Annotated in this window: 24 protein-coding genes; 8 read left to right on the top strand and 16 right to left on the bottom strand. The window is 71.8% G+C overall.

Translation table 11 applies throughout. From position 1 onward, the window contains the following. Window position 1: 1 nt before the first annotated feature. On the top strand, window positions 2–1,120 hold the full coding sequence (locus WMF34_RS44105; RefSeq protein ID WP_012241232.1) for an acyl-CoA reductase: 1,119 nt from the start codon (window positions 2–4) through the stop codon (window positions 1,118–1,120). Between the two features lie 133 nt (window positions 1,121–1,253). Beyond that, window positions 1,254–2,816: a GAF domain-containing protein gene (locus tag WMF34_RS44100; RefSeq protein WP_437991570.1), complete on the top strand. Its 1,563-nt coding sequence runs from the start codon at window positions 1,254–1,256 to the stop codon at window positions 2,814–2,816. Window positions 2,817–2,843: 27 nt separating this feature from the next. On the opposite strand, the gene WMF34_RS44095 is transcribed toward WMF34_RS44100, so the two are convergent. Then, entirely contained in the window at window positions 2,844–2,966 is a 123-nt protein-coding gene (locus tag WMF34_RS44095; protein ID WP_272096326.1) for a hypothetical protein, read from the bottom strand. A gap of 133 nt (window positions 2,967–3,099) precedes the next feature. On the opposite strand from WMF34_RS44095, the gene queD reads away from it, so the two are divergent. Beyond that, entirely contained in the window at window positions 3,100–3,462 is a 363-nt protein-coding gene (gene queD / locus WMF34_RS44090) for a 6-carboxytetrahydropterin synthase QueD (RefSeq protein WP_012241229.1), read from the top strand. Window positions 3,463–3,466: 4 nt separating this feature from the next. Beyond that, the gene (locus WMF34_RS44085; RefSeq protein ID WP_012241228.1) at window positions 3,467–3,745 is read left to right on the top strand and encodes a (2Fe-2S)-binding protein; all 279 of its coding nucleotides are present in this window, start codon (window positions 3,467–3,469) and stop codon (window positions 3,743–3,745) included. 57 nt (window positions 3,746–3,802) lie between these two features. On the opposite strand, the gene WMF34_RS44080 is transcribed toward WMF34_RS44085, so the two are convergent. Next, complete coding sequence (locus tag WMF34_RS44080) at window positions 3,803–4,630, bottom strand: class I SAM-dependent methyltransferase (RefSeq protein ID WP_437991569.1); 828 nt, start codon at window positions 4,628–4,630, stop codon at window positions 3,803–3,805. Beyond that, window positions 4,630–5,307, bottom strand: coding sequence for a HEAT repeat domain-containing protein (locus tag WMF34_RS44075; protein ID WP_012241226.1), 678 nt, complete (start codon window positions 5,305–5,307; stop codon window positions 4,630–4,632). The genes WMF34_RS44080 and WMF34_RS44075 overlap by 1 nt, the downstream gene beginning before the upstream one ends. A gap of 205 nt (window positions 5,308–5,512) precedes the next feature. Between WMF34_RS44075 and WMF34_RS44070 the strand changes: the two genes are divergently transcribed. Next, on the top strand, window positions 5,513–6,454 hold the full coding sequence (locus WMF34_RS44070; RefSeq protein WP_437991568.1) for a M23 family metallopeptidase: 942 nt from the start codon (window positions 5,513–5,515) through the stop codon (window positions 6,452–6,454). Here WMF34_RS44070 and WMF34_RS44065 read toward each other — a convergent pair. Then, complete coding sequence (locus tag WMF34_RS44065) at window positions 6,436–7,128, bottom strand: response regulator transcription factor (protein ID WP_044967244.1); 693 nt, start codon at window positions 7,126–7,128, stop codon at window positions 6,436–6,438. The genes WMF34_RS44070 and WMF34_RS44065 overlap by 19 nt on opposite strands. A gap of 207 nt (window positions 7,129–7,335) precedes the next feature. Beyond that, on the bottom strand, window positions 7,336–9,696 hold the full coding sequence (locus WMF34_RS44060; protein ID WP_437991567.1) for a hypothetical protein: 2,361 nt from the start codon (window positions 9,694–9,696) through the stop codon (window positions 7,336–7,338). A gap of 649 nt (window positions 9,697–10,345) precedes the next feature. On the opposite strand from WMF34_RS44060, the gene mgtE reads away from it, so the two are divergent. Together mgtE and WMF34_RS44050 are read left to right on the top strand one after the other, a co-directional pair. Then, complete coding sequence (mgtE, locus tag WMF34_RS44055) at window positions 10,346–11,731, top strand: magnesium transporter (protein ID WP_012241222.1); 1,386 nt, start codon at window positions 10,346–10,348, stop codon at window positions 11,729–11,731. Between the two features lie 255 nt (window positions 11,732–11,986). Then, a complete protein-coding gene (locus WMF34_RS44050; protein ID WP_012241221.1) occupies window positions 11,987–12,598 on the top strand; it encodes a single-stranded DNA-binding protein in 612 nt (203 codons plus the stop codon). 122 nt (window positions 12,599–12,720) lie between these two features. Here the strand turns inward: WMF34_RS44050 and WMF34_RS44045 are convergent, their stop codons facing one another. The 4 genes from WMF34_RS44045 to WMF34_RS44030 form a co-directional block, all read right to left on the bottom strand. Beyond that, window positions 12,721–13,383, bottom strand: coding sequence for a hypothetical protein (locus tag WMF34_RS44045; protein ID WP_437991566.1), 663 nt, complete (start codon window positions 13,381–13,383; stop codon window positions 12,721–12,723). Further along, complete coding sequence (locus WMF34_RS44040) at window positions 13,364–13,729, bottom strand: MerR family transcriptional regulator (protein ID WP_437994706.1); 366 nt, start codon at window positions 13,727–13,729, stop codon at window positions 13,364–13,366. The genes WMF34_RS44045 and WMF34_RS44040 overlap by 20 nt, the downstream gene beginning before the upstream one ends. Window positions 13,730–13,740: 11 nt before the next feature. After that, complete coding sequence (locus WMF34_RS44035; RefSeq protein ID WP_012241218.1) at window positions 13,741–14,046, bottom strand: integration host factor subunit alpha; 306 nt, start codon at window positions 14,044–14,046, stop codon at window positions 13,741–13,743. A 320-nt stretch (window positions 14,047–14,366) separates the two neighbouring features. Next, window positions 14,367–15,932 (bottom strand): glycosyltransferase family 2 protein, encoded by a 1,566-nt coding sequence (locus WMF34_RS44030; protein WP_012241217.1) that lies wholly within the window; start codon window positions 15,930–15,932, stop codon window positions 14,367–14,369. Window positions 15,933–16,457: 525 nt separating this feature from the next. On the opposite strand from WMF34_RS44030, the gene WMF34_RS44025 reads away from it, so the two are divergent. Then, window positions 16,458–17,498 carry a hypothetical protein gene (locus WMF34_RS44025; protein ID WP_012241216.1) on the top strand — a complete coding sequence of 347 codons (1,041 nt, stop codon included), beginning with the start codon at window positions 16,458–16,460 and terminating at the stop codon, window positions 17,496–17,498. A 91-nt stretch (window positions 17,499–17,589) separates the two neighbouring features. Here the strand turns inward: WMF34_RS44025 and WMF34_RS44020 are convergent, their stop codons facing one another. From WMF34_RS44020 to WMF34_RS43990, 7 genes are all read right to left on the bottom strand, one after another. Further along, window positions 17,590–17,964, bottom strand: coding sequence for a response regulator (locus WMF34_RS44020; protein ID WP_012241215.1), 375 nt, complete (start codon window positions 17,962–17,964; stop codon window positions 17,590–17,592). Between the two features lie 286 nt (window positions 17,965–18,250). After that, window positions 18,251–19,009 (bottom strand): ABC transporter ATP-binding protein, encoded by a 759-nt coding sequence (locus WMF34_RS44015; RefSeq protein WP_437991565.1) that lies wholly within the window; start codon window positions 19,007–19,009, stop codon window positions 18,251–18,253. Beyond that, window positions 19,006–19,806, bottom strand: coding sequence for an ABC transporter ATP-binding protein (locus WMF34_RS44010; protein WP_012241213.1), 801 nt, complete (start codon window positions 19,804–19,806; stop codon window positions 19,006–19,008). The genes WMF34_RS44015 and WMF34_RS44010 overlap by 4 nt, the downstream gene beginning before the upstream one ends. Further along, window positions 19,803–21,053: a branched-chain amino acid ABC transporter permease gene (locus WMF34_RS44005; protein WP_437991564.1), complete on the bottom strand. Its 1,251-nt coding sequence runs from the start codon at window positions 21,051–21,053 to the stop codon at window positions 19,803–19,805. The genes WMF34_RS44010 and WMF34_RS44005 overlap by 4 nt, the downstream gene beginning before the upstream one ends. A gap of 56 nt (window positions 21,054–21,109) precedes the next feature. Next, window positions 21,110–21,838, bottom strand: coding sequence for a ClpXP protease specificity-enhancing factor SspB (locus WMF34_RS44000; protein ID WP_437991563.1), 729 nt, complete (start codon window positions 21,836–21,838; stop codon window positions 21,110–21,112). Window positions 21,839–22,055: 217 nt separating this feature from the next. After that, a complete protein-coding gene (locus WMF34_RS43995) occupies window positions 22,056–23,429 on the bottom strand; it encodes a phenylacetate--CoA ligase family protein (RefSeq protein WP_437991562.1) in 1,374 nt (457 codons plus the stop codon). A gap of 347 nt (window positions 23,430–23,776) precedes the next feature. Next, entirely contained in the window at window positions 23,777–24,700 is a 924-nt protein-coding gene (locus WMF34_RS43990; RefSeq protein ID WP_437991561.1) for a DMT family transporter, read from the bottom strand. Between the last annotated feature and the right edge of the window lie 27 nt (window positions 24,701–24,727).

The raw sequence follows: 24,727 nt of genomic DNA, 5'->3' as shown, positions 1-24,727 counted from the left end.
GATGGACGACGGCGCGGCGCGGCGCCTCCGGGTCGAGCGCGCGGTCGCCGCGGCGGCGCGGATCGCGGACGCGCGCGATCCGCTGGGCGAGGAGGCGCGCCAGCGGCTGCCTTCCACGAGCGGCCTCTCGCCCGAGGGCGTGGAGCTCGCGCTCGGCCGCCACCTCGAGGTCGCGCCGAGCCACGGCGAGCTCGACGCGCTCGTGGCGGCCTCGGGGCGCGCGCGCCGCTGTCACGTGGTCCTGGCGGCCAACGTCTGCACGGCGCCGCTGCGGGCCATCGCCGTCGCGACGGCGACAGCGCCGGAGGTCCTCGTGCGCCCGTCCCGCCGCGATCCCGTCGTCGCGGAGCTCCTCGTGCGCGCGCTGCAGGCCGACGAAGGCTTCCGCCGCGCCGGCGGGGCCATCGCGCTGGTCGCGGACGTCGCGCTCGGGGACGCCGGGGCGGCGGCCGGCGAGCGGGTTCCCGGGGATCTGCCGCACGCCGAGCTGCACGTCTACGGCTCGGACCAGACCGTGGCGACGCTGCGGGCCCAGGCCGGCCCGGGCGTGCTCGTGCGCGGGCACGGCGCCGGCCTGGGGCTCGCCGTCGTCGGCCTGGACGCGGACCTCGTCGAGGCGGCGCGGGACATCGCCGCGGACGTCGTGCCGTTCGATCAGCGCGGCTGCCTGTCGCCGCGCTTCGCGCTGGTGGAAGGCCCGGCCGAGCGCGCGGAGGCGCTCGCGCGCGGCCTGCACGAGGCGCTCGAGGAGGCAGGCGCGCGCGTCCCGCGCGGGCCGCTCGACGGCCCCGCCCGCGCGGAGGTGACCATGTACCGGGCCACGCTCGAGGCCGTGGGCTCGTTCTGGGAAGGGCGAGGACATGGGATCGGCCTGGATCCGGCGCCGCGATCGCTGCTGCTGCCGCCGGCGGCGCGCGTGGTCCACGTGGCGGCGAGCAGCGCCGAGGCCGCTCCGGCGCTGCTCGCGCCGATCCGCGGCGCGATCACCGCGATCGGCGCGGGCGGAGGCGGGACGCTCGCGCGCGCGGCGGCCGCGGCAGCCCCGCGCGCCCGGCTCTCCGCGCTCGGGCGGATGCAGCGCCCGCCCCTCGACGGCCCCGTCGATCTGCGGACGCCCTGACCTCCGGCGGCCCGCGCGGGCGGCTCGCGGCGAGCGCGCACGTCGCGCGGCCGCGCCGTCCAGACCGCGACACGATCGGGACGTGGTGGGAGCAAGGTGCGCTCGAGCGACGGTGTGTGATAGCGATCATGGCATGTCGTCGCGCACCGATCCGAAGGCGACCCATCCGCCCACGGAGCTCGAAGCGATCGCGAGCCCGTCGGCGACGCCGTCCGGCGTGGAGGGATCACGGGACAGCCTCGTGGACCGCGCGCTGGACGAGCGCCGCCCCGACGAGGAGGGCGCGTCCCTCTCGAGCGATCCGGCCAGCAGCTCGGCCCGCGCCGCGGGTGCCGACGACGAGGGCGCGCCGCCGTCGGTCGCCTCCGCGAGGATCCAGGTGCGCCGCGACGAGCGCCTGGATCTCGTGATCGAGTACCTGGCCTTCGTGGCGAAGCCGATGCCGCTGTCGCTCCTCCTCGACGAGGCGCCGCAGCGGATCGCCGCGATCCTCGGCGCCGACGTGGCCTCGCTGTACCTCCTCGAGGGCGACGGCGACGAGCTCGTGCTGCGCGGCAACGTCGGCTTTCCGCGCGAGGCGCGCGGCACGGTGCGGCTCTCGGTCGGGCAGGGCATCACGGGCATGGCGGTCGAGTGCCTGCGGCCGATCTCGGTCGTCCAGGCGACCGAGCACGAGCGCTATCGAGCGTTCCCCGAGCTCCGTGAAGAGCGCTTCCCGGTCTTCCTCGCGGCGCCCATCCTCGGCAGCGGCCGCCCGCTCGGCGCCCTGGTCGTGCAGCGGGCGGGCGATCGCGCCTTTACGGCGCGGGACGTCGAGCTCGTCATGGCGCTGACCGCGCCGATCGCGGCCGGCGCTCGCCACGCGCAGGTGCTCGACGAGCTGCGCGAGCGGCGGCGGCGCACGGGCGGCGGCACGCGCAAGGTGACGCTGCCGGGGTTGCCCGTCGTCGCCGGGCGCGCGCTCGGCGCCATCGCGGCCCTGCGGCGGCCGGCGACCTCATCGCTCGGCGCGCGGCAGGGCAGCGGCGATCCGAAGCTCCTGCGGCTCGCGTTCGACATCGCGGAGAAGGCGCTCCTCGACCTCAACGCCCGCGCGGCCAAGCGAGGGCTCGCGCAGGAGGCGGCGTTCCTCTCGACCTACCTCCTGATGATCGGCGACGGCCGCCTGCGCGCGCGCGCCTTCGAGCTCGCGGCCGGCGGGCGCAACGTCGCGCAGGCGCTCGGGACGGTCGCTCGCGAGGTGGCGCGGGCCGCCAACGGGATCGTCGGTGACCCGTTCTTGCAGGATCGCGCCCGTGACATCGAGGATCTCTGCGATGCGATCCTGATGCTGGCGACCCCGGATGCCCGGGCCGAGCTCCCGTCGAAGGCGGTCCTCGTGGGAGACCAGCTGACGGTCTTCGACCTCTTGATCTCCGCCCGGGCCCACCCGGTGGGCGTCGCGCTCAGCGACCGGTCCGGGCCGCGCTCGCTCGTGCTCCTCCAGCTGCTCGGCGTGCCGTCGATCGTGGATGTGGCGGGGGCGTTCCGCTGGGCGTCGCCAGGAGACGTCGCGCTCCTCGACGCGGACCACGGCTTCCTGGTGATCAACCCGTCCCGGGCCGAGGTCGCGACCGTTCGCGCGGCGCGACGCAGGGGACCCGCGTCGCCGGAATCCGACGAAGACGACGGCGAAGAGGACGAGCCGGCGAGCTGAGCACCGGCCGGGGCCGGTGCTCGCGGCTCAGCTGCCGGACCGCGCGGCGGCGGCCGGCTCGGCCGGCGTCCCCTGGGCGCTCTGCAGCTCCTTCTTGGCGCGCCAGTTCGCCAGGCGCTTCGTATCGCGACGCTTCTTCTTGGCTCTCACTGCGGGCTTCTGCGGCATGGCCGGCGGTATAGCCGCTCGAGCCCCTCGAGGGAACCCCGTACCTCACGCCGCCCCCTGTTCAGGCCACGGGGCGTTGACGCCCCACGGCGATCGCCCCATGACCGCTGCTCCGATGAACGTCCGTCTCGTACACGAGTTCCGCTTCGAAGCCGCCCACCGCCTTCCCAAGGTGCCGCAGGGGCACAAGTGCGCGCGCCTCCACGGTCACAGCTTCAAGGTCGAGGTCGCGATCCGCGGCCCGGTGAACGAGGAGACGGGGTGGTTCATCGATTACAGCCACCTCTACGAGGCCTGGGCTCCCCTCCACGACCTGCTCGATCACCACTACCTGAACGAGGTCCCCGGGCTGGAGAACCCGACGAGCGAGGTGCTCGCACGGTGGATCTGGACCCGCCTCGCGCCGTCGCTGCCGTCCTTGAACCGGGTCACCATCTTCGAGACCTGCGACGCCCGCTGCGAGTACGAGGGCGATTAGATCGATGAAGACGCTCGTTTGCCGCTGCGAGGACGTCACGCTGCACGAGCTCGAGGCCGCGATGGATCGCGGCTACAAGGACATCGAGTCCGTCAAGCGCTACACGGGCTTCGGCACCGGCTGGTGCCAGGGCAAGTGGTGCCTCGCGCTCTGCGCGCGGCTCATCGAGGAGCGCGGGGGCGACGTCCGGAAGCCGATCACCCCGCGGCCGCCGTACCACCCGGTCTCGCTCGCGGCGCTCGCCGGGCTCGACGAGCTCGGCCTCCGCGGCGGCGGGCGCTAGCGCTAGCGCTGGCCGCGCTCCGCGCGACCAGCGCCCTGGCCCGATCGTCGACCGTGATCAGACGAGGGGGCGCCGAGCGCTCGCGCACCCGACGTTCACGGTCAGCTCGAAGACCCCTTCGGACCAGTACTTCGAGACCGCGTGGTGCAGGTACTTGAGCATCGAGTCGATGATCTGCGGCTCGACGTCGAGCATCGCCGTGGACTCGGGGATCACCATCAACCTCGAGATGGGATCCTCGAGGAACTCACGCCCGCTCTCGAACGACACGGCGATGAGCTGGACGTCGACCTCGACCTCGTCGAGCCCCGCGCCCTCGATCTCCTCGGCGATGGTCTCGATCGTGGGGCGGCTGACGGCGGCGGCGTCCACCGCGGCGCCGAGCTCCGAGAGGTCTTGCTTGAGCGCGCACTCCCGCGCGATGTCCGCGATCTCCGGGAACGAACCGCGGAGCGGCAGCGCGATGAGCGCCTGGCCGCCGGGGACGAGGACCCGGCGCAGCTCGGCGAGGAGCTGCGCCCGCTCGCTCGGGCGGCAGACCGGGTGCAGCGTGAACGCGTGGGAGAAGCTCGCGTCCGGCAGCGGCGTCGGCAGGGCGTTGGCGAGCACGTAGCTCGCGTTCATCCCGGAGAACAGCGCGGCCTTGTCGCGCGCGAGCTCGAGCGCGGCGGCGGAGCCGTCGACGCCCACGAGGGTCGCGCCGGGCAGCTTGTCGGCCACGATCGCGTCGGGGAAGCCGCTCCGGCAGCCGAGGTGGACGATGCGCGCCGCCTCGGAGGGCAGCAGCATCTCGACCGCCAGCGAGGCGAAGAACGAGAGGTAGCGCGGGACGACCGCGTGCTCGAACAACACGGCGTCCGCCGCGCTCAGCGGCGGGCCGATCATCAGGCGACCCCGTCCTCCTCGTCGTCGTAGGGCGCGAGGAGGCTGAGCGCTTCTTCGGCGAGCTCGCCGATCGTGACCTCCGACGTCGCGTCGTCGCCGCCGTCGTCCGCGAGCTCGACCGTGCGCTTGTCGTCGAGCAGCGGCTGGATGAGCGGCGCATGCGCCGGGTCACCGATCTCGACCAGCGTCTCGATCGCCGCCGCGACCGCGTCCGGATCCTTGTGGCTCAGGAACTGGCTGAGCAGCTTCGGCACGCCCGGCTCCGGCACCTCGGCGATGAGGTACGGCAGCTCCGGGAGCGCCGACGAGCCCACCGGCAGCCGCTTCAGCGCGCGCTCGATCGCCTGCGCGACCTCCTTGAACCGATCGTAGGCCAGCGTTTCGATCTCCTCGCCCGCGGCCTGCCGCGCCTCGGGGTGCTCCGACGCGAGCACATCGATGAGCGCGTCGAGCGCGCGCGGCCCCTCGTGCTCGCCGAGCAGCGACGCGATACGCACCAGCCGGAGCGCCGCCTCGTCCTCGTCGTTCTCGCGCGTCGCGGCCGCGATCGCGTCCGTGAGGACATCCAGCAGCCCATCGCCGGGCATGGCCGTCAGCTCGTCGTGGAGCCGGCGAGCCGTGCGCTCCGCGTCGAACAGCTTGTTCAGGGTCGTCTCGATGGCTTGACGATTTTGCACGAAGAGGAGCTATCAACAGCGCGTCGTCTCCGCAAGCCGGCAGGCAACAAGGGCCTGTTCCCCGCGAATTCCCGTCCACGGCGGGCGCGGCCGCGCGTGCCCGGCGCCGCCCACGCCGGGGCCGCGCGCGCAAGCCGGGCGGGACGAGCGCGCCCCGCTGCATCGAGCTCGCCCGCCGCGCGCGATGCGGTAGACCGTTCGTGGCATGCGTGTGTCCGGCTCATTGCAAGCCCGCCCGGCGAGGGCAGCGCTCTCCCCTTCCCCGCTGGTGCGCGGCGCCGCGGCGTCGGCGCTGGTCCTCGCGCTCGGCGGCATCGACGATCCCGAGCCGCCGCCGCCCGCGGTCGTCCCTCCGGCGGCCGCGGCGCGCGGCGCCGCGGGCGCGGCGGCGCTCTGCGGCCCGCGCACCGTGCCGGAGGGCGCCGCCTGCGTCCCGCTGCCTGCTCCGGGCGCGCCGCTCCCCGAAGGCGGCGCTGCGGCACTCTCTGACCCTGCCGGCGCGCGCCCCGCAAGAGCGGGCACGCGCGGCCAGGCCCACGAGCACATCCCCCGCCGCCCGGAACGTCCGGCGAGCGCCGCCGCGTACATGTTCCCGATCGGCGCGCCGGACGCGCCGCCGGGGTTCCTCCTTGTCGAGGAGGCTCCAGCCGGGGCGGGCGCGCTGCCTGCGGCGGGCTCCGTCGCCGCGATCGGCGCGGCGCGGCCCGAGCCGCCGTCGTGGATCGGCGGGATCGACATCGCCGCGACGCGCGGCGAGCGGGTGGCAGCGCTCAAGCTCGAGGGCCAGGAGGGGAAGGCCGAGGTCGTCTTCGTCGGCGCGCTGTCCGGGATCACGGTGGCCACGGCGCACGACGTGCGCGAGGCGCGCGACGCGGATCGCGTGCGCAGGTACCTCCTGCTCCATGGCCACCTCGATCGCCCTGGCCCCGGCGTCGTGGCGGGCGCGCGCCTCGACGCGGGCGACGTGGTCGGGTACGCCGGCGAGACGGGCAGCCCGGGTCTCGTCCGGCTCCGCCTCGAGGCGCGGCAGATCCGCGAGGGCGCGCGCATCGAAGAGCTCGATCCGAAGCGCATCACCGACGCCGCGGTGACGGTGCCTTGCGACCTCCGCAACGTCCTGCCGCTCCGTCAGGGAGCGAGCTTGTAGCCGAAGCCGTAGACCGTGAGGATGTGCTCCGGCTTGTCGGGCGAGCGCTCGATCTTCTTGCGCAGCTTGACGATGAAGTTGTCGACCGTGCGGTTCGACGGCCCGGCCTCGATCCCCCAGATCTTCTGGAGGATCTCCTCGCGCGAGACCGGCTGGCCCAGGCGCTCGTGCAGCAGGCGAAGGAGCTCGACCTCGTAGAACGACAGCTGATCCGAGCGCGAGCCCCGCGAGACCGTGTGGGCGGTCATGTTGATCTGCACGTTGCCGATGGAGAACACCTCGACGGGCGCCTCGGCCGGCCGGGCGGCGCGGCGGAAGAGGGCGCGCAGGCGGGCGATGAGCTCGCCCACGCTGAACGGCTTGGTCACGTAGTCGTCGGCGCCCGCGTCGAGGCCGCGGATCTTGTCGATCTCCTGGCCGCGGGCCGTCAGCATGATGATCGGCACGAACGCGTCCCAGCGCCGCAGATCCTCGCAGACCTTGAAGCCGTTGGTGTCGGGGAGCATGAGGTCGAGGAGGATGGCGTCCGGCTTCTCCTGCCGCGCGAGCAGCACGCCGTCCTTCCCCTTCGAGGCCGACGCCACCGAGAAGCCCTCGAACTCGAGGGCGTCCGTCAGCCCCAGCACGATGTGGGGCTCGTCCTCGATGATGAGAATCTTCTTGCGTGCCACCACGACGGAGTCCGGTCTTAGCACAAAACCGGGCAGGTCCCTCCCGGCGCTCCTCCGGCCGGCTCGCTGGAGCCGCTCTGGAGCCGCGAAGCGCCACAAAAGCGCCGCGGGGCGCGATCTCACGATCGCACCCCGCGCGCCGGGCTCAATCAGACGTTAGCTGACGTTAGCTGACGCTAGCTGGCGCTAGCTGACGTCCGCTGACGCCGCCTACTCGCCGGAGCAGGTGATGAACAGCGTGGCCCCTTGCTGGGCTTCGCCCTGGCCCGTGAACCGGATCTTGCGCTGCTCGGTCGACGGGCAGTCGGCCACGAGGCTGGCTTCGCCGAGCCGGATCGCCGGGTCGACGTAGCACCATCCATGCACGTCGATGTCGTCGCTGACGCTGGTCCTGCACGCGATGGCCCCGTCGCCCTCGAGCTGCTGGATCTCGCACACGCAGTCCCAGCCGGACGCCTTCGCGATGTCGAGCGAGAGCACCTCGTCCTTCGCCGCCGTATGAGCACCCGTCACGTCGAGGCGCCCCAGCTTCCTCGGATCGTTGCAGTTGCACTGGCCCTGCGAGTTGCGCGCCTCGAGGATCAGGCAGGAGACCTGCTGCTCCGTGTCCGGCGTCAAGGTGCGCGGCAGGCACTGGCCGCCGAGCACCGTCTTCAGGCGGTCGATGATGGCGCCGATCGCCGGCCGGTAGCCGTAGTCGGCCGCGCCGGAGTTCTCGAGCTGGCGCGGGCACACCGAGCCGACGATGCCCTGGGGGCCGAGCTCCCGGATGAGCTGCAGCTCGCGGAGACCCGGGTAGGCCTTCGCCTTGATCTGCGTCGTCGACCTGGGCGCCGGATCCGCCTGATCGTTCCCCGCATCAGGCCTGCACAGCGGGTTGTCGATCGCCTGAGTCCCCACCGCTCTGCAGTCGCAGCTCTGAGCCGCCCCGTCGCAGGTCTTCACCGCGTCCCGGGGGAGATCGAAGATGCACGCGTACTGGAGGTCCCCCGTGCTGTCCTCCGGGATCGTGTACTCGCGGCCGTTGATGCTGTTCCAGCCCGTCGCCTGCGGCCCGACGATCGCATCACCCGTGATCGGGTTCGTGCCCGAGCGAGGCTTCATCGACTCGACCATGAAGGGATCCTTCGGCGCCTGGTACTTCGCGGGATCGCCGAGGATGAGCTCCCAGGTGCTGGCGGCGCCGGCCACCGGAGCGCTGAGCTCGTCGGAGTTCTTGAACCCACCGACCGGCTCGCCGTCCTGGTTGAGGCCGTTCAGCAGGTCGGGCTGGCCATCCGCATTCTGACGCGCGATGTCCTGCCACGGCACGCCGACGATACCGGCGAAGAAGACGAGCCCGGGATCGCGGACGTTGGAGTCGAGGTCGTCCGGGTTCGGATCGCTGAAGATCGGGTTCGGGACCAGCTCGCCCCTGCGGTTCGGGATCTGCGCCTCGGTGAAGGCGCGCCGGTAGCGGTCGATCGGGTAGAGGAAGTCGAAGCCGAACCGGCGCTTCTGATCCCAGCAGCGCGAGTTGACCGGGTCCTCCTCCTTGGTCAGCCTGGCGGTGTTGCCGTCCGTGCCCTTGCACGTGTCGTCCTTGGGGCAGTCGTCCTGTTTCTGGCTGCACGACCTGCAGCACTTGTTGCCCGGATCGGTGGCGCACTCGACGCGCGGCCGCCACAGGCGGAAGCCTGGCGAGGTCTCTGCCACGAGGTAGTTCTTGCCCTCCTCGCGGATCGAGCAGTCGTTCTCGTCGGTGAGCATGATGATCGCGAGGAGCGAGCTCGGCCGCAGGAAGTCGGCGCGCTGCCTCTTGACGTCGGCATCCTCGCCGGTGACGACGATGTTTTCGGTGGCCGGGTCAATGCTGATCGTCGCGTAGGGCTCCGGGTCGACGAGGAAGCGGTACACGCTCTCGAGCTGCGCCTCGAAGCCGCAGCCGGTCTGCCCCGTGCCCTTGACCATCGCGGTGAGCTGCCCGACCAGCGTCGTGTCGTTGAGGTCGGCGTTCGAATCATTGGGGCCGATGTCCGCCTCGCCGTCGTTCGGATCCGGCGTCTCCGGCTCACCGTCGAGCTTCTGATCCGGATCCCAGGCCAGGAAGCCCCGGTTGAGGTAGGTCGGAATGTCGTTGACGTTGGAGTTCTCGTCGGTGCGCGCGAGGAGGTGCGCCATGTCCACGTTCGAGGCGCTCGTCGTCCCCTGGCAGGCGCCCGACCCGTGGCCGCCGAGGCTCGAGCTGATGATGCCGATGTGGATGTCCTTGACCGGCTCGAACTCACGCTTGTAGTCCTGCGGACAGGGCGTGTTGGGCGAGGCGACCGTGGTCGTCATCACGCCGTCCCTGTGGATGCAGCGCGGGTTGACGAGACCCTGGACGAGGTCGGGGATCGCGGTGGCGAGGATGGCCTGCTTGTCGGCCATCGAGCCCGAGTTGTCGATCGCCAGGAGGAGGTCGATCTTGTCGACCGAGCTCTGCGTCAGCCGCTCGACGATCGTCGACGTCGACCGGGGCCTGTTCTCGGCGATGGGGCGGCTCAGACATCCGAAGGCGCTGCCTGTGCCCGCGATCAGCAGGCCCGCCATGGCGAACCTCACCGCGCCCCTCCACGGGCGCCTGCTCTCACGCTCTATCCGCGTCATATTCGACTTTCCTTTCGACCACCGATCCAGTTGCGCGGCGGTCAAGCCACCGAAAAGGCCCGCCGTCCACGGGCCCATGACCGACTTCCGCAGGCGATCCACGGCTCGACGGGAGCCCGATGCTAGGGACCCGACCGGAAGGCTGTCAATTCGACCCGGCCGGCCCCGCACGAGCCCACGAAGGGGTGCCATAGCAAACGAGATGCCGCCGCCGCGGACCCGTGCCCTCCATGCCCCGCGCGCCGCCGCGACGTCAACCTGATTGCGCGACAGCCAACGCAGTAGGCGACCCGCCCTCAACCTGGGTCGACCTGGCTCCTCCAGCCTGGTCCTCAACCTGGGTCGGCCAATCGAGAAAGTTCACTTATCACTGTATTGCAAACCACCCCTTCCCAGGTCGCGGGAGCCCAGCCTCCATCGCGCGCGACGGGCGGTCGTGGGAGGGCCAACCTCGGTCGGCCGCGGCGGCGCCGCAGCCCAACCTCGGTCGGTGCGGAGAGCTGTCGGTGCGGGGAGCTGGGTGGGCCGCGGGCCTGGCGCCGGTGGGGTTTGCCGCTTCCCAGCAGGGCCGAGTTGTGGTCAGTGCCCGGGCATGTTGCGCGTCGCCCTCGCCATGGTCCCGGAGGTACGGCAGCTGCTCACCGAGGATCCGGCGCAGCTCTCCGACCTGCTGGACGAGATCCACGACGAGGACCTCGCCGACCTCATCGGCCTGCTGGACGACGCCGAAGCGGCGAAGGTCCTGATGGCGCTCAGGGCCGAGGAGGCCGCGCCCATCTTCGAGCGCCTCGACGGCGAGACCCAGGAGGCGCTCGTCGAGCAGATGGGCGTCGAGAGCATCGCGCCGATCGTCTCCGAGATGGCGGCCGACGACCGCACGGACCTCATCGAGGCCCTCCCGGACCAGGTCAGCGGCACGCTGCTCTCCACGCTGGAGAAGGTCGACCCCGAGGCGGCGGCCGAGGTCGAGGAGCTCGCCAAGTGGCCCGAGGACAGCGCCGGCGGCCTCATGACCACCGACTACGTGTCGGTGGGCATCCACCTCACGGTCGCCGACGTGATCGAGCGCATCCGCGCCGTCGGTGAGGACGCCGAGACCATCTACTACGTGTACATCGTCTCCGATCGCGGGCACCTCATCGGCGTCGTGTCGCTGCGCGATCTGCTGCTCGCCTCGCCGTCCGAGAAGCTCGCGGACGTGATGACCGAGAACGTCTTCGCCGTCAGCCCCGAGACCGACCAGGAAGAGGTCGCGCGGACCATGGCCAAGTACGATTTCAACGCGCTGCCCGTGCTCTCCGCGGACCGCAAGCTGCTCGGCGTCATCACCGTCGACGACGTGATGGACGTCCTCACGGAGGAGCAGTCCGAGGACATGCAGCGGCTCGGCGCGGTCGGCCCCATCGAGGACAGCTACTTCAAGACGAGCTTCTGGACGTTCATCCAGAAGCGAGCCCCGTGGCTCGCCGTGCTGTTCGTCGGCGAGTTCATGACCGGCGAGGTGCTCCGGCGCTTCGAGCACGAGCTCGAGGTCGTCGCGACGCTCGCCTACTACGTGCCGCTGCTCATCTCCACGGGCGGCAACTCCGGCTCGCAGTCGTCGTCGCTCATCATCCGCGGCCTCGCCGTCGGCGATGTGCGCGTCGGCGACTGGGCGAGCGTCCTCGTCCGCGAGCTCGGGCAGGCGGTCGTGCTCGGCCTCATCCTCTCCGTCATCGGCATGCTCCGCGTCTGGCTCTGGGGCGACGGCACCGGCTTCGTCCTGACGATCGGCGCGACGCTGATGGCGATCGTCCTCATGGGCTGCACCGTCGGCGCCATGCTCCCCCTCCTGCTCCGGCGCCTCGGCCTCGATCCGGCGACCAGCTCCACGCCGTTCATCGCGAGCCTCGTGGACGTCCTCGGGATCCTCCTCTACTTCACGATCGCCCGGCTCTTCCTGGCCGACCTCCTCGCGCAGGCCGGAGCGGGCGGGTGAGCGGAATCACGCGGAATTGCGCGGCACCTGGCGGAATTGGACGGCGACCGGACGGTTATCCGACGGTTACCGGACGGCGATCGAGCGACGCCGCGCCGCCCGTGCCGAGGCCCACGCCGGTCCCCCCCGCGCGGGCGCGCCGCGTGCTTTTCGGCGCGCCACGACCCTTGACGCGTCGGCCCCCATGGGGGAGTGAAGCAGGCGACGTTCGTTCAGCGCAGCGTGCGCTGAGCCCCTCCTAGGGAAGGAGTGACGATGGCCGAAGGCTTGAATCGCGTAATGCTGCTCGGCAACCTGGGCGCCGACCCAGAGCTCCGGTTCACCCAGGGGGGTCAGGCCGTCTTGAACCTGCGGCTCGCGACGACCGAGTCGTACCTGGACCGCGACAAGGTCCGGAAAGAACGGACGGACTGGCACAATGTCGTGATCTGGGGCAAGCGCGCCGAGGCCTTGGGCAAGATCCTCAGCAAGGGTTCCTCGATCTTCATCGAGGGCTCGCTCCGCACGTCGAGCTACGACGACCGGGATGGCAACAAGCGCTACAAGACCGAGGTGATCGCGAACAACGTCCTGCTGACGGGCGGGGGCCGCGGTCGCGGCGCTGTCGGCGACGACGCGGGCGCGTTCGGCGCTGATCCCGGCGGTGGCTACGGCGGCGGGGGCGGCGGCGGTGGCTATAGCGGCGGCGGTGGTGGCGGCGGCGGTTACGGTGGCGGTGGCGGTGGTGGCGGCCGCCCGGCGGGCGGCGGCTACAACCGCGGCGGAGGCGGTCGCCCCGCGCCGGCTGCGCAGGATCCCGGTCCTCCGCCCGACGATTTCGGCGGCGGCGGTTACGGCGGCGGCAACGACGACGACATCCCGTTCTGATCGCTCCCCCTGCCCGGTCGAGTCATCCGCCTCGCGTCCCCCTCTCCCTTCAACATCTCGCATCCACGCGACAGGCCCTCTCCGAGGGCCGGGCAGCTCTCCACGAGCCCCTCTTCCCCGCCCTAGGGCCGCGGCCGCGGCCGCCGCGCCAGCAGGACGGTCACCCCCGCCGCCGCGAGCACTCCGAGCGCCGCGGTCATGGCGAGGGGCTGCTCCGCGGCGAGGAAGATCGTCCGCACGAGCAGCCCCGGCTCAGGTGGCGCCACGAAGGCGCCCTCGAACGCGGTCGCGCCGAGCAGCGCGCCGCACCGGTCGCCCGTCCCCTGCGCAGGCTCCAGGCAGGCCAGGCTGCAGAGCGCCGCGTCGTGCTCGCTCCCGGCGAAGCCGAGCACGTGCTGCCCGCGGATCACCACCGCGCGCGCGCCTGCCCTCCCGGCTCCCTCGAACGCCTGCTCGAACCGCTGCGACCGCGCGTGGATCGGCCCTGCTTCCCACCGCTCGATCGCCACCCCGAGGCCCCCCCGCACGAGCCCCGAGGCGCGATCGAGCACGAGCTCCTCCAGGCCGGTCACCCATTGCCGCGACGGGGCCGTCACGCACACCGCGCGCAGCGAGAGCCCGTCCGCCTCGACGCCCCGCAGGAGCGTCACCTTCGCGCCGGCGATCGCGGAGACGTCGATCGCGGGGAGCGCCTCCTCCGGCGTGTCGCTCGCTCCGGCCGGCAACGCAAGGCGCAACCCGAGGCCCGGCGCCACGCCGTGGAGCTCAGACGCGCTCGAGCTCATCCATCAGCGCGATCACCTCGGTCCGGATCTCGACGAGGGCCGTGCGCATCCGCTGCACCTCCTCGTTGCTCGCGCCCGCGTCCGGCGCCGGCGGCTCGATGCCGCCCTCGCGCAGCTTGCGCCGCGCGCCCGCGATCGTGAAGCGGTGCGAGTAGAGCAGCTCCTTGACCTTGAGGAGCGTCTCGACGTCGCGCCGGCTGTAGACCCGCTGCCCCTTCGCCGACTTCTGCGGGCGGATGGAGCGGAACTCGGTCTCCCAGTACCGGAGCACGTGCGGCTCGACCCCCACGATGCCGGCCACCTCGCCGATCCGGTAGTACAGCTTCGCCGGAAGCTGCGCGCGCACCGCCAAGCGGTCTACTCCTCGGCCGCCGAGGCCGTCTCACGCGGGTTGAGGGCCTGCTTCAAGATCTGGCTCGCCTTGAAGTTCAGGACCCGGCGCTCCGTGATCAGGATGGGGTCGCCGGTCTGGGGGTTGCGACCCTGCCGCTGGCGCTTGTCGCGCAGCACGAAGTTGCCGAATCCAGAGATCTTGATCTTCTCCCCGCGACCCAGGGTTTCCTTCATGGTCTCGAACACGAGGTCCACCAGATCGGCAGATTCCTTCTTCGAGAAGCCCCCAAGGCGGGAGTAGACCGCCTGAACGATTTCGGCTTTCGTCATGACACCCCCATCGCCCTTGCAGAAGGGGGGACGCGCCGCAACCCCTGAAGACCGTTCAGGAAGCCGCGTGCGGTCCCCCGACCGGCCTGGAGGGCAGAATGCCAGCGTGCGTCGGTAAGGTCTAGGGGGTTACGCAGGCTTCGCCCGAGGTGCACCAGGCACGCTTCGTGGAGCCCCCCCGAGCAACGCAGCGCTCGGAGCGAACCCGCGACCCCACGAGCAGCGCCCCACACCTCGCACCCTCGGTCCGGCGGCCAGGAACCCGGCAGGCTCACCGGCGCGACCACGGGCGCAGGATGGGCTCGGCGGCGACGATCCGCTCAGACGGCAAGATCGCCGAGGTGGCGTTCCTTCGTCGACTGCCGGGACCAGGCGCCGACGACGGCCGCCTCGCCCGGCCGCGCGTCGCTCCAGCCGACGACCGGCGCGCTCGAGGCCACGTCGCGGCGGCGCACGATCTGCTCCTGGATGACCAGGAACGCCACGTAGAGGTAGCCGACGGCGAAGAGCACCGCGAACGGCGTGGCGAAGTAGTGCCCCGTCTCCACGGACGCGACAACCGCGCCGCACGACAGCACCGCGAGCATCGCCTCGGTGATCGGCAGGTCCGTGCGGACCTTGTACCGGCCCTTGTTGTCGCCCTGCTTCGGCGTCCGGACGAACTCGCCGGACATGCTGCGGAGCCCCTCGATCACGGCCTTCGACAGGTACGGCGCGAGCCCCGTCCCGAGCGCGATGAGCATCGGCAAGCGCCTGACCGCGCCCCAGCGCGAGCGGCCCTGCGCCGTCTCGGCCAGCATGTAGAACGCCGCGAGCGACCCCGTCGTCGCCGTGCAGAGCGGCAGGTCGATGGCGATCATCGTCAGCGTGTCGGCCGCGGGGAACAGCACGAGCGCCGGCAGCAAGAGGACGCTCAGCAGCACCAGCAGCGGGTAGGCGAAGTGCGGCGTGAGGTGGAAGAACGCCTCGATCCGCTGCCCGAGCGAGAGCTTGGCGCTCAGCACGGTCGCCATCAGCTTGCGCGCCGTCTGCACCGTCCCCTTGGCCCAGCGGTACTGCTGCGCGCGCAGCGCCGAGATGTCCTCGGGGAGCTCCGCCGGCGAGACGACATCCTCGCGGTAGACGAAGCGGTAGCCCGCGAGCTGCGCCCTGTACGACAGGTCGAGGTCCTCGGTCAGCGTGTCGTGCTGCCAGCCGCCCGCCTCGCGGATGGCGTCCTTGCGCCACATCCCCCCGGTGCCGGAGAAGTTGAACAGGAGGCCCGCGCCGAAGCGCGCGCGGTTCTCGACGAGGTGGTGGCCGTCGAGCATGAGCGCCTGCACCTGCGTGAGGATCGAGACGTCGCGGTTCAGGTGGCCCCACCGCGTCTGCACCATGCCGACCGTCGGGTCCTCGAAGTGGCCGACGATGGACCGCACGAAGTCCGGCTGCGGGATGAAGTCGGCGTCGAAGATCGCGACCAGCTCGCCCTTCGCGATCTTGAGCCCCGCGTCGAGCGCCCCCGCCTTGTAGCCGACGCGGTCCACCCGGTGCAGGTACACCGCGTCGAGGCCCAGCGCGCGCAGCCGCTCGACGTGCGCGCGGACGAGGCCCTGCGTCTCGTCCGTCGAGTCGTCGAGCACCTGGATCTCCAGCTTGTCGCGCGGGTAGTCCATCTTCGCGACGGCATCGAGCAGCCGCGCCGCGACCGTCGACTCGTTGAAGAGCGGGAGCTGGATCGTCACCGGCGGGAGGTCGCGATCGGTCAGGGCCGCGACCTCCTGCGCGCGGGTGATCTTCGCGCGGTTCAGGCGACAGAGGACCACGAGGTGCAGCCGGTGCAGGCCGTAGCCGCTGAGGCCGATCAGCACGCCGAAGTAGAGGACACAGAGCAGCAGGGAGAGCATCGCGAGCACCTACCGCCGGCGGGTTGCCGTGCAGCCGTGGGGACGGGCGAGAGCGCCGTTCTCCACCCCTGCAGGCGCCGACAGACAACGAACGCGTACCATCCGCCGGATCCGAAGTTGTCAGGCACTTGTAATTCGTTGCAACTCTCTGTCGCGAGGCCCGCAAAGTTGACTTCGGCCCGAGTCGCGCCCCGCGGGAAATGACAATCACCGACAATCCCGCTTCGCCCGGGCGCGCGGCGCTGCCCGCAGGTCCGCCGCACGAACGCACGTGCGCGAGCGGCGCGCCGACTCAGGGGGTCCCCGGATACTGGAGCTCCAAGTAAGGTGTTTTTGGTAAGGCTCCTCCGAAACCACGTTCAAGGAGTAAGGTGCTCACCCGCTGGGCAGATTCACAGTACTACGCGATTTCGGGGGCCGAGCGGAGGCCAGGGGCCGCGCGCCGGGCGCCGCGCGCCACGTCGGCGGAGGCCCGGGGTCATCTGCGCCTGGCACCAGCGGGGGCTCAAGGCTATCGGTTCCCGGATGGATCGCGCGCTACTTAATGAACTGAAGGCTCGTCAGATCGCGTTCCTCGAGGCGCGGCTCGTCTCGGAGGCGGCGGCGCGCGACTTCCGGGAGCGGCTGCCTGCCGGCTTCGCGGCGCTGCTCGCGACGCCGCTCGGCGAGCTCGTGGACGCGGGGGCGATCGGGCGCGCGCTCGAGGCGCTGGCGGCGGAGGAGCCGCTCCGGCGGGCGGTCCGGCCGGCGGCCGCCGCGGCGCTCGCGGCGCTCGTCGAGGCGGCGCGCGCCGAGCGGCGGAGCGCGAAGGAGCTCCTGCCGGAGGGCGCCCGCGACAAGCTCGACCGCATCCTCGAGCAGCCGAAGATCGTACCGGAGCGGCTCGTGCGCGAGGTGCTGGAGAGCGCGGCGCTCGACGCGGTGATGCGCGACGTCCTCTACGACACGCTGATGGAGTTCTCCGAGAAGGTGAACCCGTTCTTCGCCGAGTGGGGCCTGCCCGCGCTCCTCAAGCGGGTCGCCCCCTTCGGCCTCGGCGGCGTCGGCAAGACGATGGGCGCGATGCGGGGCGAGTTCGAGCGGCGGCTCGAGCCGGAGATCCGCCGGTTCTTGCAGGGGTTCTCGCGCACAGCGATGCGCCAGGTGCACGACCTCCTCGTCGCCAAGGGCGACACCCCCGAGTTCGTCGGCCTGCGCAAGCAGGTCGCCACGTGGGTGCTGGAGCAGGAGATCTGCGCGCTCGTCGGTCAGCTCGACGCGAAGAGCTCGACGATCGCCGAGGAGCTCGGCGCCGACATCGCCGCGCAGCTGCTCCGGGATCGGCCCGTCCGGGCGCGGACCAGCGAGGCGATCGCGGCGTTCGTCGCGGCGCACGCGCGCGAGCCGCTCGGCGACGCGCTGGGGCGGCTCGGGATCGCGCCCGAGCTCGACGTCGGCGCGCTCGCGGACGCGCTCTGGCCCGTCGTGAGGAGCATGTGCGCGACCGGACCGGTGCGCGCCTGGCTCGCGTCCGTGGTGGACGAGTTCTTCGACGGGTTGCCGGACGGGCTCGAGCCGTCCGCCTGAGGCGAGCCGATGCGGTGGGCGCCTGCCCCGGGTGGGACCCGGCCCGCGGCGCGCGCGGGCCCCGATCCGAGGCCGGCCGCGGTCAGCGCGGTCAACCCATCGCCGAGGCGTCGGCCACCGCAGACTCGATGTACGCGAGGCCGCGCGACGGGCACGCGGGCACCGTGGGCGCAAACGCCTCCATGTCCAGGATGAGCTCGGGGCCGACCGCGGGCGTGAGCACCACGACGGGCACGCGCGGCGACATGCGGCGGAGCTCCTCCATCTCGCTGTGGAGCTCCGCTTCCTCCCGGGGCACGAGCACCATCACATGAGGACGCCAGCGGGCAAGCACGTCACGCGCATGGCCGAGCCCGCAGCACGTCTCCACCGTGTAGTCCCGGGATGAGAGGAAGTGGACGAGCGGCTGGGAGTTGCTGGCGTCGTCATCGATCACCAGGACGCGGGTCGTGCTCTCAATCTCCATGGGTATCCCCCGTCAGCGGCCGGCTCTGGCCGCCGCTGTGAAAACCAGGTCTTCATGGCCTGGCTCACAGTGACCATACTCCATATTCGGCAAAGAGCGATATCAATCGCGCCTCAGCGCATCACGCGATGCGTTGATACGCGCTTGAAACACCAGCGCTCTCTGCCTGTTTCTTTTGTGATCCGCTTGTGCTCCGCTGCGATCCGCCGTGATCCGCGATGGCCCGTCTGCGACCCGCTCGGGGAATCGCGAAGCGCCGACGAGCACCGGCGCGGGGACGGCAGGATCAGCCGCCGAGGTAGGCCGCGCGGATCTCTTCGTTCGCCGCGAGGTCCTTCGACTCGCCGCTCATGGCGATCTGCCCAGTACGGAGCACGTAGGCGCGCGTCGAGTACTTGAGCGCCAGTCGGGTATTCTGCTCGACGAGGAGTACGGTTGTTCCCGACGCCGCGATCTTGGCGATCGACTCGAAGATGTCCGCGACGAGCCGCGGCGCGATGCCGAGCGAGGGCTCGTCGAGGAGCAGCATGGCGGGGCGCGCCATCATGGCCCGACCGATTGCGAGCATCTGCTGCTCGCCGCCGGAGAGCGTTCCGCCGTGCTGGTGCATGCGCTCGCCCAGCCGGGGGAAGAGCTTCACCACGTCGTCGACGGTCTCCGCCATGGTGGGGCCGTGCTTGTGGCACCACGCGCCGAGCTCGAGGTTCTCGCGGACGCTGAGGTTCGAGAAGATCGCGCGCCCCTCCGGGACGAGCGAGACGCCGGCAGCGACGAGCTCCTCCGTCGAGACGGACGCGAGGTCCTTGCCGTCGTAGCGGACGCGGCCGGAGGCGATCGGGAGGAGGCGGACGATCGTCTTCAGCGTGGTCGTCTTGCCGGCGCCGTTCGCGCCGATCATCGCCACGATCTCGCCGCGCCGCACCTCGAGGCTGACGCCCTTGAGGGCCTTGATGCCGCCGTAGCTGACCGCGAGATCCTCGACGACGAGCAGGGGGTCGCCGGGGGCCACCGAGGGGGGCTGCCGCGTCGGATGCGATGTCTTCATGCGGGCTCCTCCGCCGCCGCGACGGCCGCCTCGTCGTCGATCTCCTCGCCGAGGTACGCGGCGAGGACCTTCGGGTCCCTGCGCACGACCTCCGGGGTGCCGTGCGAGATGGTCTCGCCGTGATCGAGGACGTGGATCTCCTCGCACACCCCCATCACGACCTGCATGTTGTGCTCGACCAGCACGACCGTGATGTCGAAGGTGTCGCGCAGCCAGCGGATCTGCTGCTTGAGCCCCTCGGCCTCGCCGTAGTTCATGCCCGCCGCCGGCTCGTCGAGCAGGAGCAGCCTCGGCTTGAGCATCATCGCCCGCGCGATCTCGAGGCGGCGCTGGTTGCCGTACGAGAGCGACGTCGAGATCTCGTCGGCCATGTCCTCCAGCTTGAACACCGAGAGCAGCGAGAGGGCGCGCTCGGTCATCTCCTGCTCGTCCTTGTAGAAGAACGGCGAGCGCACGAGGGCGGCGGCGAGCGTGGATCTCCGCAGGTTCTCGCAGGCGACGAGCACGTTCTCGAGCACCGTGAGCTGGCCGAAGAGGCGGATGTTCTGGAACGTGCGGGCGATGCCGAGGCGCGCGATCTGGCTCGGCCGGAGCGGCGCGAGGTCGGTCCCGCCGAAGCGGATCGCGCCCTCGTCGTGCTTGTAGACGCCGGTGATCAGGTTGAACACCGTCGTCTTGCCCGCGCCGTTCGGGCCGATGAGCCCGAAGATCGAGCGCTCGGGCACGGTGAAGGAGACGTCGCCGACCGCCCGCAGGCCGCCGAACCGCTTGGTCACGTGCTTCAGATCGAGGTTCACTCGAGCTCCCTCCCGGCCGGCGTGCGCTCGCGGCCGACGGTGATGCCGGGCGGCGGCTCATCGGGCGGCGCGCCCGGGCCGGGCGGCGCGCCCTCGTGCCCGGCGCCCGCCTCCACGCCGGTCGTGGCGGGGACGGGCTCGGCCGGGCCCACCGGGAAGCGCTTCCTGCGCGACCAGCGACGGCCGAAGAGCTCGCGCTCGCCGAACAGCCCCTCGGGGCGGAGGACCATCAGGCCGATGAGGATGGCCGCGTAGAGCACCATCCTGAGGGCGTTCAGATCGAGCGCGGGGTAGGCCGCCTTCAGCGCGAGGACGCTGTCGAGGCCCTGCAGCTGCTCGATGAGCTTCACCGTGAAGGTCACGAACACGCCGCCGAGGATCGCCCCGGAGACGCTGCCCGAGCCGCCGAGGATCACCATCGTGATGGCGTCGAACGAGTAGTTGAACGTGAACTGGTCCGGCTGGACCGTGGGGTTGCCGTCGCGCATCGACGAGAGCAGGGCGCCGGCGATGCCGCCGCCGGCGGCGGAGATGACGAACGACGTGACCTTGTAGCGCGTCGGATCGACGCCCACCGCGGCGGAGGCGATCTCGTCCTCGCGGAGGGCGCGCAGCGCGCGGCCCCAGCCGGAGAACTTCAGCCGCCAGGCGAGGATCGTCGCGAGCACGACGGCGCCGAAGATCCAGAACGGGCCGGCGTACTGCGGCACGCCGGTGTCGTCGGGGCCGGCGTAGCCGATCGGGCCGCCGAGCGCCCCGAGGAGCTTGCCGATCGCCCCCTGGTCGGGGCCTCCGGTCGTCGCCGTCGCGATCGTCAGGCGGAAGATCTCGGCGAACCCGAGGGTCACGATGGCGAGGTAGTCGCCGCGCAGCCGGAGGCTCGGCAGGCCGACCACGAGGCCGAAGAGGGCCGCGACGAGCCCGGACGCGAGCAGCGCCGCGGGCATCACGACGAACGAGTTGCCGAAGAGCGGGTCGCCGCCGCCGAGGTGCTGGTGCAGGTTGCCGGCCACGACCGCCCCGGTGTACGCGCCGATCCCGACGAAGCCGGCGTGGCCGATCGAGAACTGGCCGGCCATGCCGTTGATGACGTTGAGCGAGAGCGCCGCGATGACGTTGACCATCGCGAACAGGGCGAGCTGACGCCAGGCAGCGTCCGGCAAGAGGGTCTCGAAGCCGAACTCGAGGGCGACGACGACGCCGAGGAGCAGGAGCGCAGTCAGGACGCGCTGCAACGGTCGAGGCATGGCCGGCCAGAGTTGGAATGGCCGAGCCGCACCGTCAAGCAGTAGCGTCAGTAGCGTTACTTGATGACCCGCAAATAGGGGGGCAGTTCCCGCTTCGGCTTGCCCGCCCCTTGGCGAGGCTTGGGCTCGGGCTCACCGGAGCCACCCGATTCGTCGTCTTCGCGCTCCTCGGTGGACCGCACCGGCGCGAGGGCCGGCGCCGGCACCGGCGCGAGCGGCCTCACGGGCGCGCCGGCGTCCCGCGCCGGGGCCTCGCCCGCGCCGAGGCGCTCGCCGGCCTCCACAGACTCGAGCTGGGGGCGCGCCCTGTCGCGCGCCCGCGCCTCGTCCGCCGCCTCGTCGCTCCGCTCGTCGTCGCCGCTGGGGGGCGCGACGGCGGCGAGCCGGGGGCGCGGCCTCTTGGCGGGCTTCTGCGGCGGGGCGACGGCGGGGCGCTGCTGCTTCTGCGCCGCGAGATCGGCCGGGATGTCCTCGGGCCACACCATGCCGCGCTGGTCCTCGCTCACGAGCGCCCAGATCGCGTGCCACGGCAAGCGGCACCAGAACGGCGCGCGGTTGAACGACAGGGTGCAGCTGATCCCGTCGTCGTCCACCTTGAGGTCGGGGATGGCGATCGCCATGTTCATGCCGACCTGGAGGATCAGCTGCGGCTGTCCCGTGAACCACTTGGGGACGGAGACACCGGGCCGGCGCGGATCGAGGTGGATGAACACGCTCGGCTCTCGCTCGAGGAGGGCCAGCGCGACGTCCTTTTTCGGCGGGAGCGGTCTCTGCACGTCGGACATCGTACTGCTCTGCCCAATACCCCGGACCGCGCGGCTCCGCCAGCGCTTCGGGGAGGCCACGCGCCGAGCAGTGTGCCGGGTGAGCAGGCCGCCGCGCCCCCGGCACCAGGCGCTCCAGCAGATCTGTAGAAAACGCGCTGTGAGCGCAGCGCGCGGCGCGGCCGGCGCCGGCGCCGGCGCCGGCGCCACTCGAGATTCCCGGCAGCCCCGGCGACGCTCACGCCGCGCGCCCCCGGCCCAGCTGGACGGGGACCTCGGAGAGGGTGACCCGGTGCTTGCCGCCGCTCGTGAGGGGGATCTCGTCGACGATCTGGACGCAGATTTCCGCGCGCTCGCCCAGGTGCTGCCGGACGAGGCGCTCGATGAGCCTCGCGGTCTCGGGCTGGAAGCCCTTGCCCGGCACGAGCTTGACCGTGAGCGCGCGCCGCCGGTCCTGGTGGACCTGGTAGCGGGCGATCGTCGGCTGGTCCTTGATGAGGTGCGGGAAGAACTCCCCGGCGAGCAGCTCGCCGTCGGGGCCGACGAGCAGGTCGAGGACGCGGCCCTCGACGGAGGCGAGCATCGGCAGCCCGCGGCCGCACGCGCACGGCGCGCCGGCGGCGATCGCGACGTCCTGGTTCTTGTAGCGGATGAGCGGCATCGAGCGGCAGACGAGGTCGGTCACGACGACCTCGCCGGGCTCGCCGGGGAGGGCGTGGCGCCCGTCGCGGAGCAGCTCGACGAACACGTTCTCCATGTTGATGTGCTTGCCGGCGTGCCGCTCGCACTCGGCGGCGATCAGCATCAGCTCCCGGCAGCCGTACCGATCGAACACCGGCGCGCCGAACGCGCGCTCGATGGCCTCGCGCTGGTGCGCGAACAGCCGCTCGGCGCTGGTGACGATGCCGCGCGGCGCGGGGAGCGCGCGGCCATCGGAGAGCGCGTAGCGCGCCGCGTGGTACAGCGCGCTCGCGTACCCGACGATGAGCTGCGGCCGGTACCGCGCGATCTCGTCGAGCAACGCGGCGAGGCGCCGGTCGGACAGGTCGAAGGCGGAGATCATCTTCTTGCGGAGGATGGCCTCGTGAAGGGAGCGCTTGGCCTTCTTCGCGAGCGTCTCGCTGACCAGCACGGTGCTCCACAGGTGGAGCTCCCGGTCGCCGAGCCGGGCGCCCGCCCACCCGTCGGACCGCATGGCGGCCGCGATGCGGCGCTCGTAGGTGCGGTGGTCGAAGCGGAACTGCACCGGCTCGCCCGTCGACCCGCCCGTGCCGCTCGCGTAGAGCCGGCCGACGAAGCCCTCGGCGAGGAGGTCCTGCCCGTGGGCGCGGAGGTCGGCCCTCGTGAGGACGGGGAACCGCAGGAGGTCCTCCGGCGCCTTCACCGAGGCGGCGCGCACGCCGTGCTCGGCGAAGCGAGCCCGGTAGAACGGGACGTGCTGCTCGGCGAACTGGAGGGCGGCGAGCATCCGCCGGAAGCCGAGATCGCGAATCTCATTCTCCGATCGCCACTGGGAGCGCTCTAGCCGCTCCAGGTCTTTCAGGGTCTCCCTGCCCCTCAAACGGGTCTCGTAGAACGGAAACAGGATGTTTCGAAACAGCCCACCGTACATGGGCGAAGCGTTCTTTCGAATCATCGACCGTCAAGCGCGCGCGGGCGACTCTCCCGCAAAATCCCTGTGTTCGTGGCGCGGAGTCCGACCGGAGCGGCGCGCGCGGGCAAACTCCTGAGGCATCCACTCGAATTCGTCGGGAATTCACAGGGAGGCAGGGAGACGGGGAGAAAATCTTCAAAACACCCCCTGTCTCCCCGCCTCCCCGTTCAATTTCCCCGCAGAGAAGCGCTGCACGAAGGGGATCCCTCAGGGCAAACTCCGTCCCAGCAGAGCGGGTGAGCGCTCGGCGCGACCGCTGCACGGACACACGCTGTTACGCCTTCACGCCGCGCCGGAGGGGCGCGTCAGCCTGCGCTCGCGGCCGCGGACGAGCTCGACCCGAGGATCGCGACGGTGGCGCCGGCGAGGATGATCGCGGCGCCCGCGATCTCGAGCGCGGTCGGGGTGGCGTGGAGCCACAGGGCGCCGATGACGATCCCGCCGAGCGTCTCGCCGGGAGACACGAGCGCGACGATGGACGGGGACATGCGGCGCGCCGCGATCTGGACCGCGGTGTGGCCGACGACGGTGGGGACGAGCGCGAGCGCGACGATGGCGACGGCGGCGTGGGCCGGCGGCGGGGTGACGCCCTCGAGCGCGCCGGGCGCGAACGGGAGCGCCACGGCGAGGAAGACGGCGGCGCTGCCGTAGACGAGGGCGGCGTAGCTCCGCGCCGGCAGCGCGTCCCGGAGCCCGCGGGCGAAGGACACGTAGAGGCCGTAGAGGAGGGTGGCGCCGACGACCAGGAGGTCGCCCGAGAGCCGGTGATCGCCGGCGCCGGCCGAGCGCGCGACGACGAGCGCGCCGACGGTGGCGAGGAGCACGCCCGCCTGCTCGGAGCGCGTGGGGCGGACGCCGAAGAACGCCCACGCGCAGAGCACGACGGCGAGCGGCTCGAGCGAGACGAGCGAGAGGGCCGCGGCGAGGGACGTGCGGTCGAGCCCCCAGAGGAAGAGCGCGAAGTGGACGGCGAGCAGGAGGCCGGCGCAGAGGACGGCGGCGCCCTGGCGCGGCGAGAGGCGGGCAGCCGAGCGGGCGATCGCGCGCAAGTCGAGCAGGGAGAGCGCGATGGCGGCGAGGGCGACCCGGCCGAAGGCGATGGCGAGCGGGTGGACCGGGCGCGCATAGCGGGCGAGCGGGCCGCTCGTGGCGAAGGCGAGGCTGGCCAGGACGACGAAGAGCGCGGCGCGGCGGGCGCGACGCGCCGAGGAGCGCGGCTCGTCCGTCATGCGAGGGTGCTAGTTCAGGAGACCGGG

It is taken from the genome of Sorangium sp. So ce145, assembly GCF_051525985.1.
Classification (GTDB): Bacteria; Myxococcota_A; Polyangia; order Polyangiales; family Polyangiaceae; genus Sorangium; species Sorangium cellulosum_B.
The sequence above is the reverse complement of the archived record's forward strand: the minus strand, read 5'-3'. Positions and strand labels throughout refer to the sequence as shown.

Excerpts from the sequence above, each read along its gene's own strand:
- WMF34_RS44105 (WP_012241232.1), top strand. The coding sequence starts at position 2 with ATGGACGACGGCGCGGCGCGGCGCCTCCGGGTCGAGCGCGCGGTCGCC.
- WMF34_RS44100 (WP_437991570.1), top strand. The coding sequence starts at position 1,254 with ATGTCGTCGCGCACCGATCCGAAGGCGACCCATCCGCCCACGGAGCTC.
- queD (WP_012241229.1), top strand. The coding sequence starts at position 3,100 with ATGAACGTCCGTCTCGTACACGAGTTCCGCTTCGAAGCCGCCCACCGC.
- WMF34_RS44085 (WP_012241228.1), top strand. The coding sequence starts at position 3,467 with ATGAAGACGCTCGTTTGCCGCTGCGAGGACGTCACGCTGCACGAGCTC.
- WMF34_RS44080 (WP_437991569.1), bottom strand. The coding sequence starts at position 4,630 with ATGATCGGCCCGCCGCTGAGCGCGGCGGACGCCGTGTTGTTCGAGCAC.
- WMF34_RS44070 (WP_437991568.1), top strand. The coding sequence starts at position 5,513 with ATGCGTGTGTCCGGCTCATTGCAAGCCCGCCCGGCGAGGGCAGCGCTC.
- WMF34_RS44060 (WP_437991567.1), bottom strand. The coding sequence starts at position 9,696 with ATGGCGGGCCTGCTGATCGCGGGCACAGGCAGCGCCTTCGGATGTCTG.
- mgtE (WP_012241222.1), top strand. The coding sequence starts at position 10,346 with ATGTTGCGCGTCGCCCTCGCCATGGTCCCGGAGGTACGGCAGCTGCTC.
- WMF34_RS44050 (WP_012241221.1), top strand. The coding sequence starts at position 11,987 with ATGGCCGAAGGCTTGAATCGCGTAATGCTGCTCGGCAACCTGGGCGCC.
- WMF34_RS44045 (WP_437991566.1), bottom strand. The coding sequence starts at position 13,383 with ATGAGCTCGAGCGCGTCTGAGCTCCACGGCGTGGCGCCGGGCCTCGGG.
- WMF34_RS44035 (WP_012241218.1), bottom strand. The coding sequence starts at position 14,046 with ATGACGAAAGCCGAAATCGTTCAGGCGGTCTACTCCCGCCTTGGGGGC.
- WMF34_RS44030 (WP_012241217.1), bottom strand. The coding sequence starts at position 15,932 with ATGCTCTCCCTGCTGCTCTGTGTCCTCTACTTCGGCGTGCTGATCGGC.
- WMF34_RS44025 (WP_012241216.1), top strand. The coding sequence starts at position 16,458 with ATGGATCGCGCGCTACTTAATGAACTGAAGGCTCGTCAGATCGCGTTC.
- WMF34_RS44020 (WP_012241215.1), bottom strand. The coding sequence starts at position 17,964 with ATGGAGATTGAGAGCACGACCCGCGTCCTGGTGATCGATGACGACGCC.
- WMF34_RS44015 (WP_437991565.1), bottom strand. The coding sequence starts at position 19,009 with ATGAAGACATCGCATCCGACGCGGCAGCCCCCCTCGGTGGCCCCCGGC.
- WMF34_RS44005 (WP_437991564.1), bottom strand. The coding sequence starts at position 21,053 with ATGCCTCGACCGTTGCAGCGCGTCCTGACTGCGCTCCTGCTCCTCGGC.
- WMF34_RS44000 (WP_437991563.1), bottom strand. The coding sequence starts at position 21,838 with ATGTCCGACGTGCAGAGACCGCTCCCGCCGAAAAAGGACGTCGCGCTG.
- WMF34_RS43995 (WP_437991562.1), bottom strand. The coding sequence starts at position 23,429 with ATGTACGGTGGGCTGTTTCGAAACATCCTGTTTCCGTTCTACGAGACC.
- WMF34_RS43990 (WP_437991561.1), bottom strand. The coding sequence starts at position 24,700 with ATGACGGACGAGCCGCGCTCCTCGGCGCGTCGCGCCCGCCGCGCCGCG.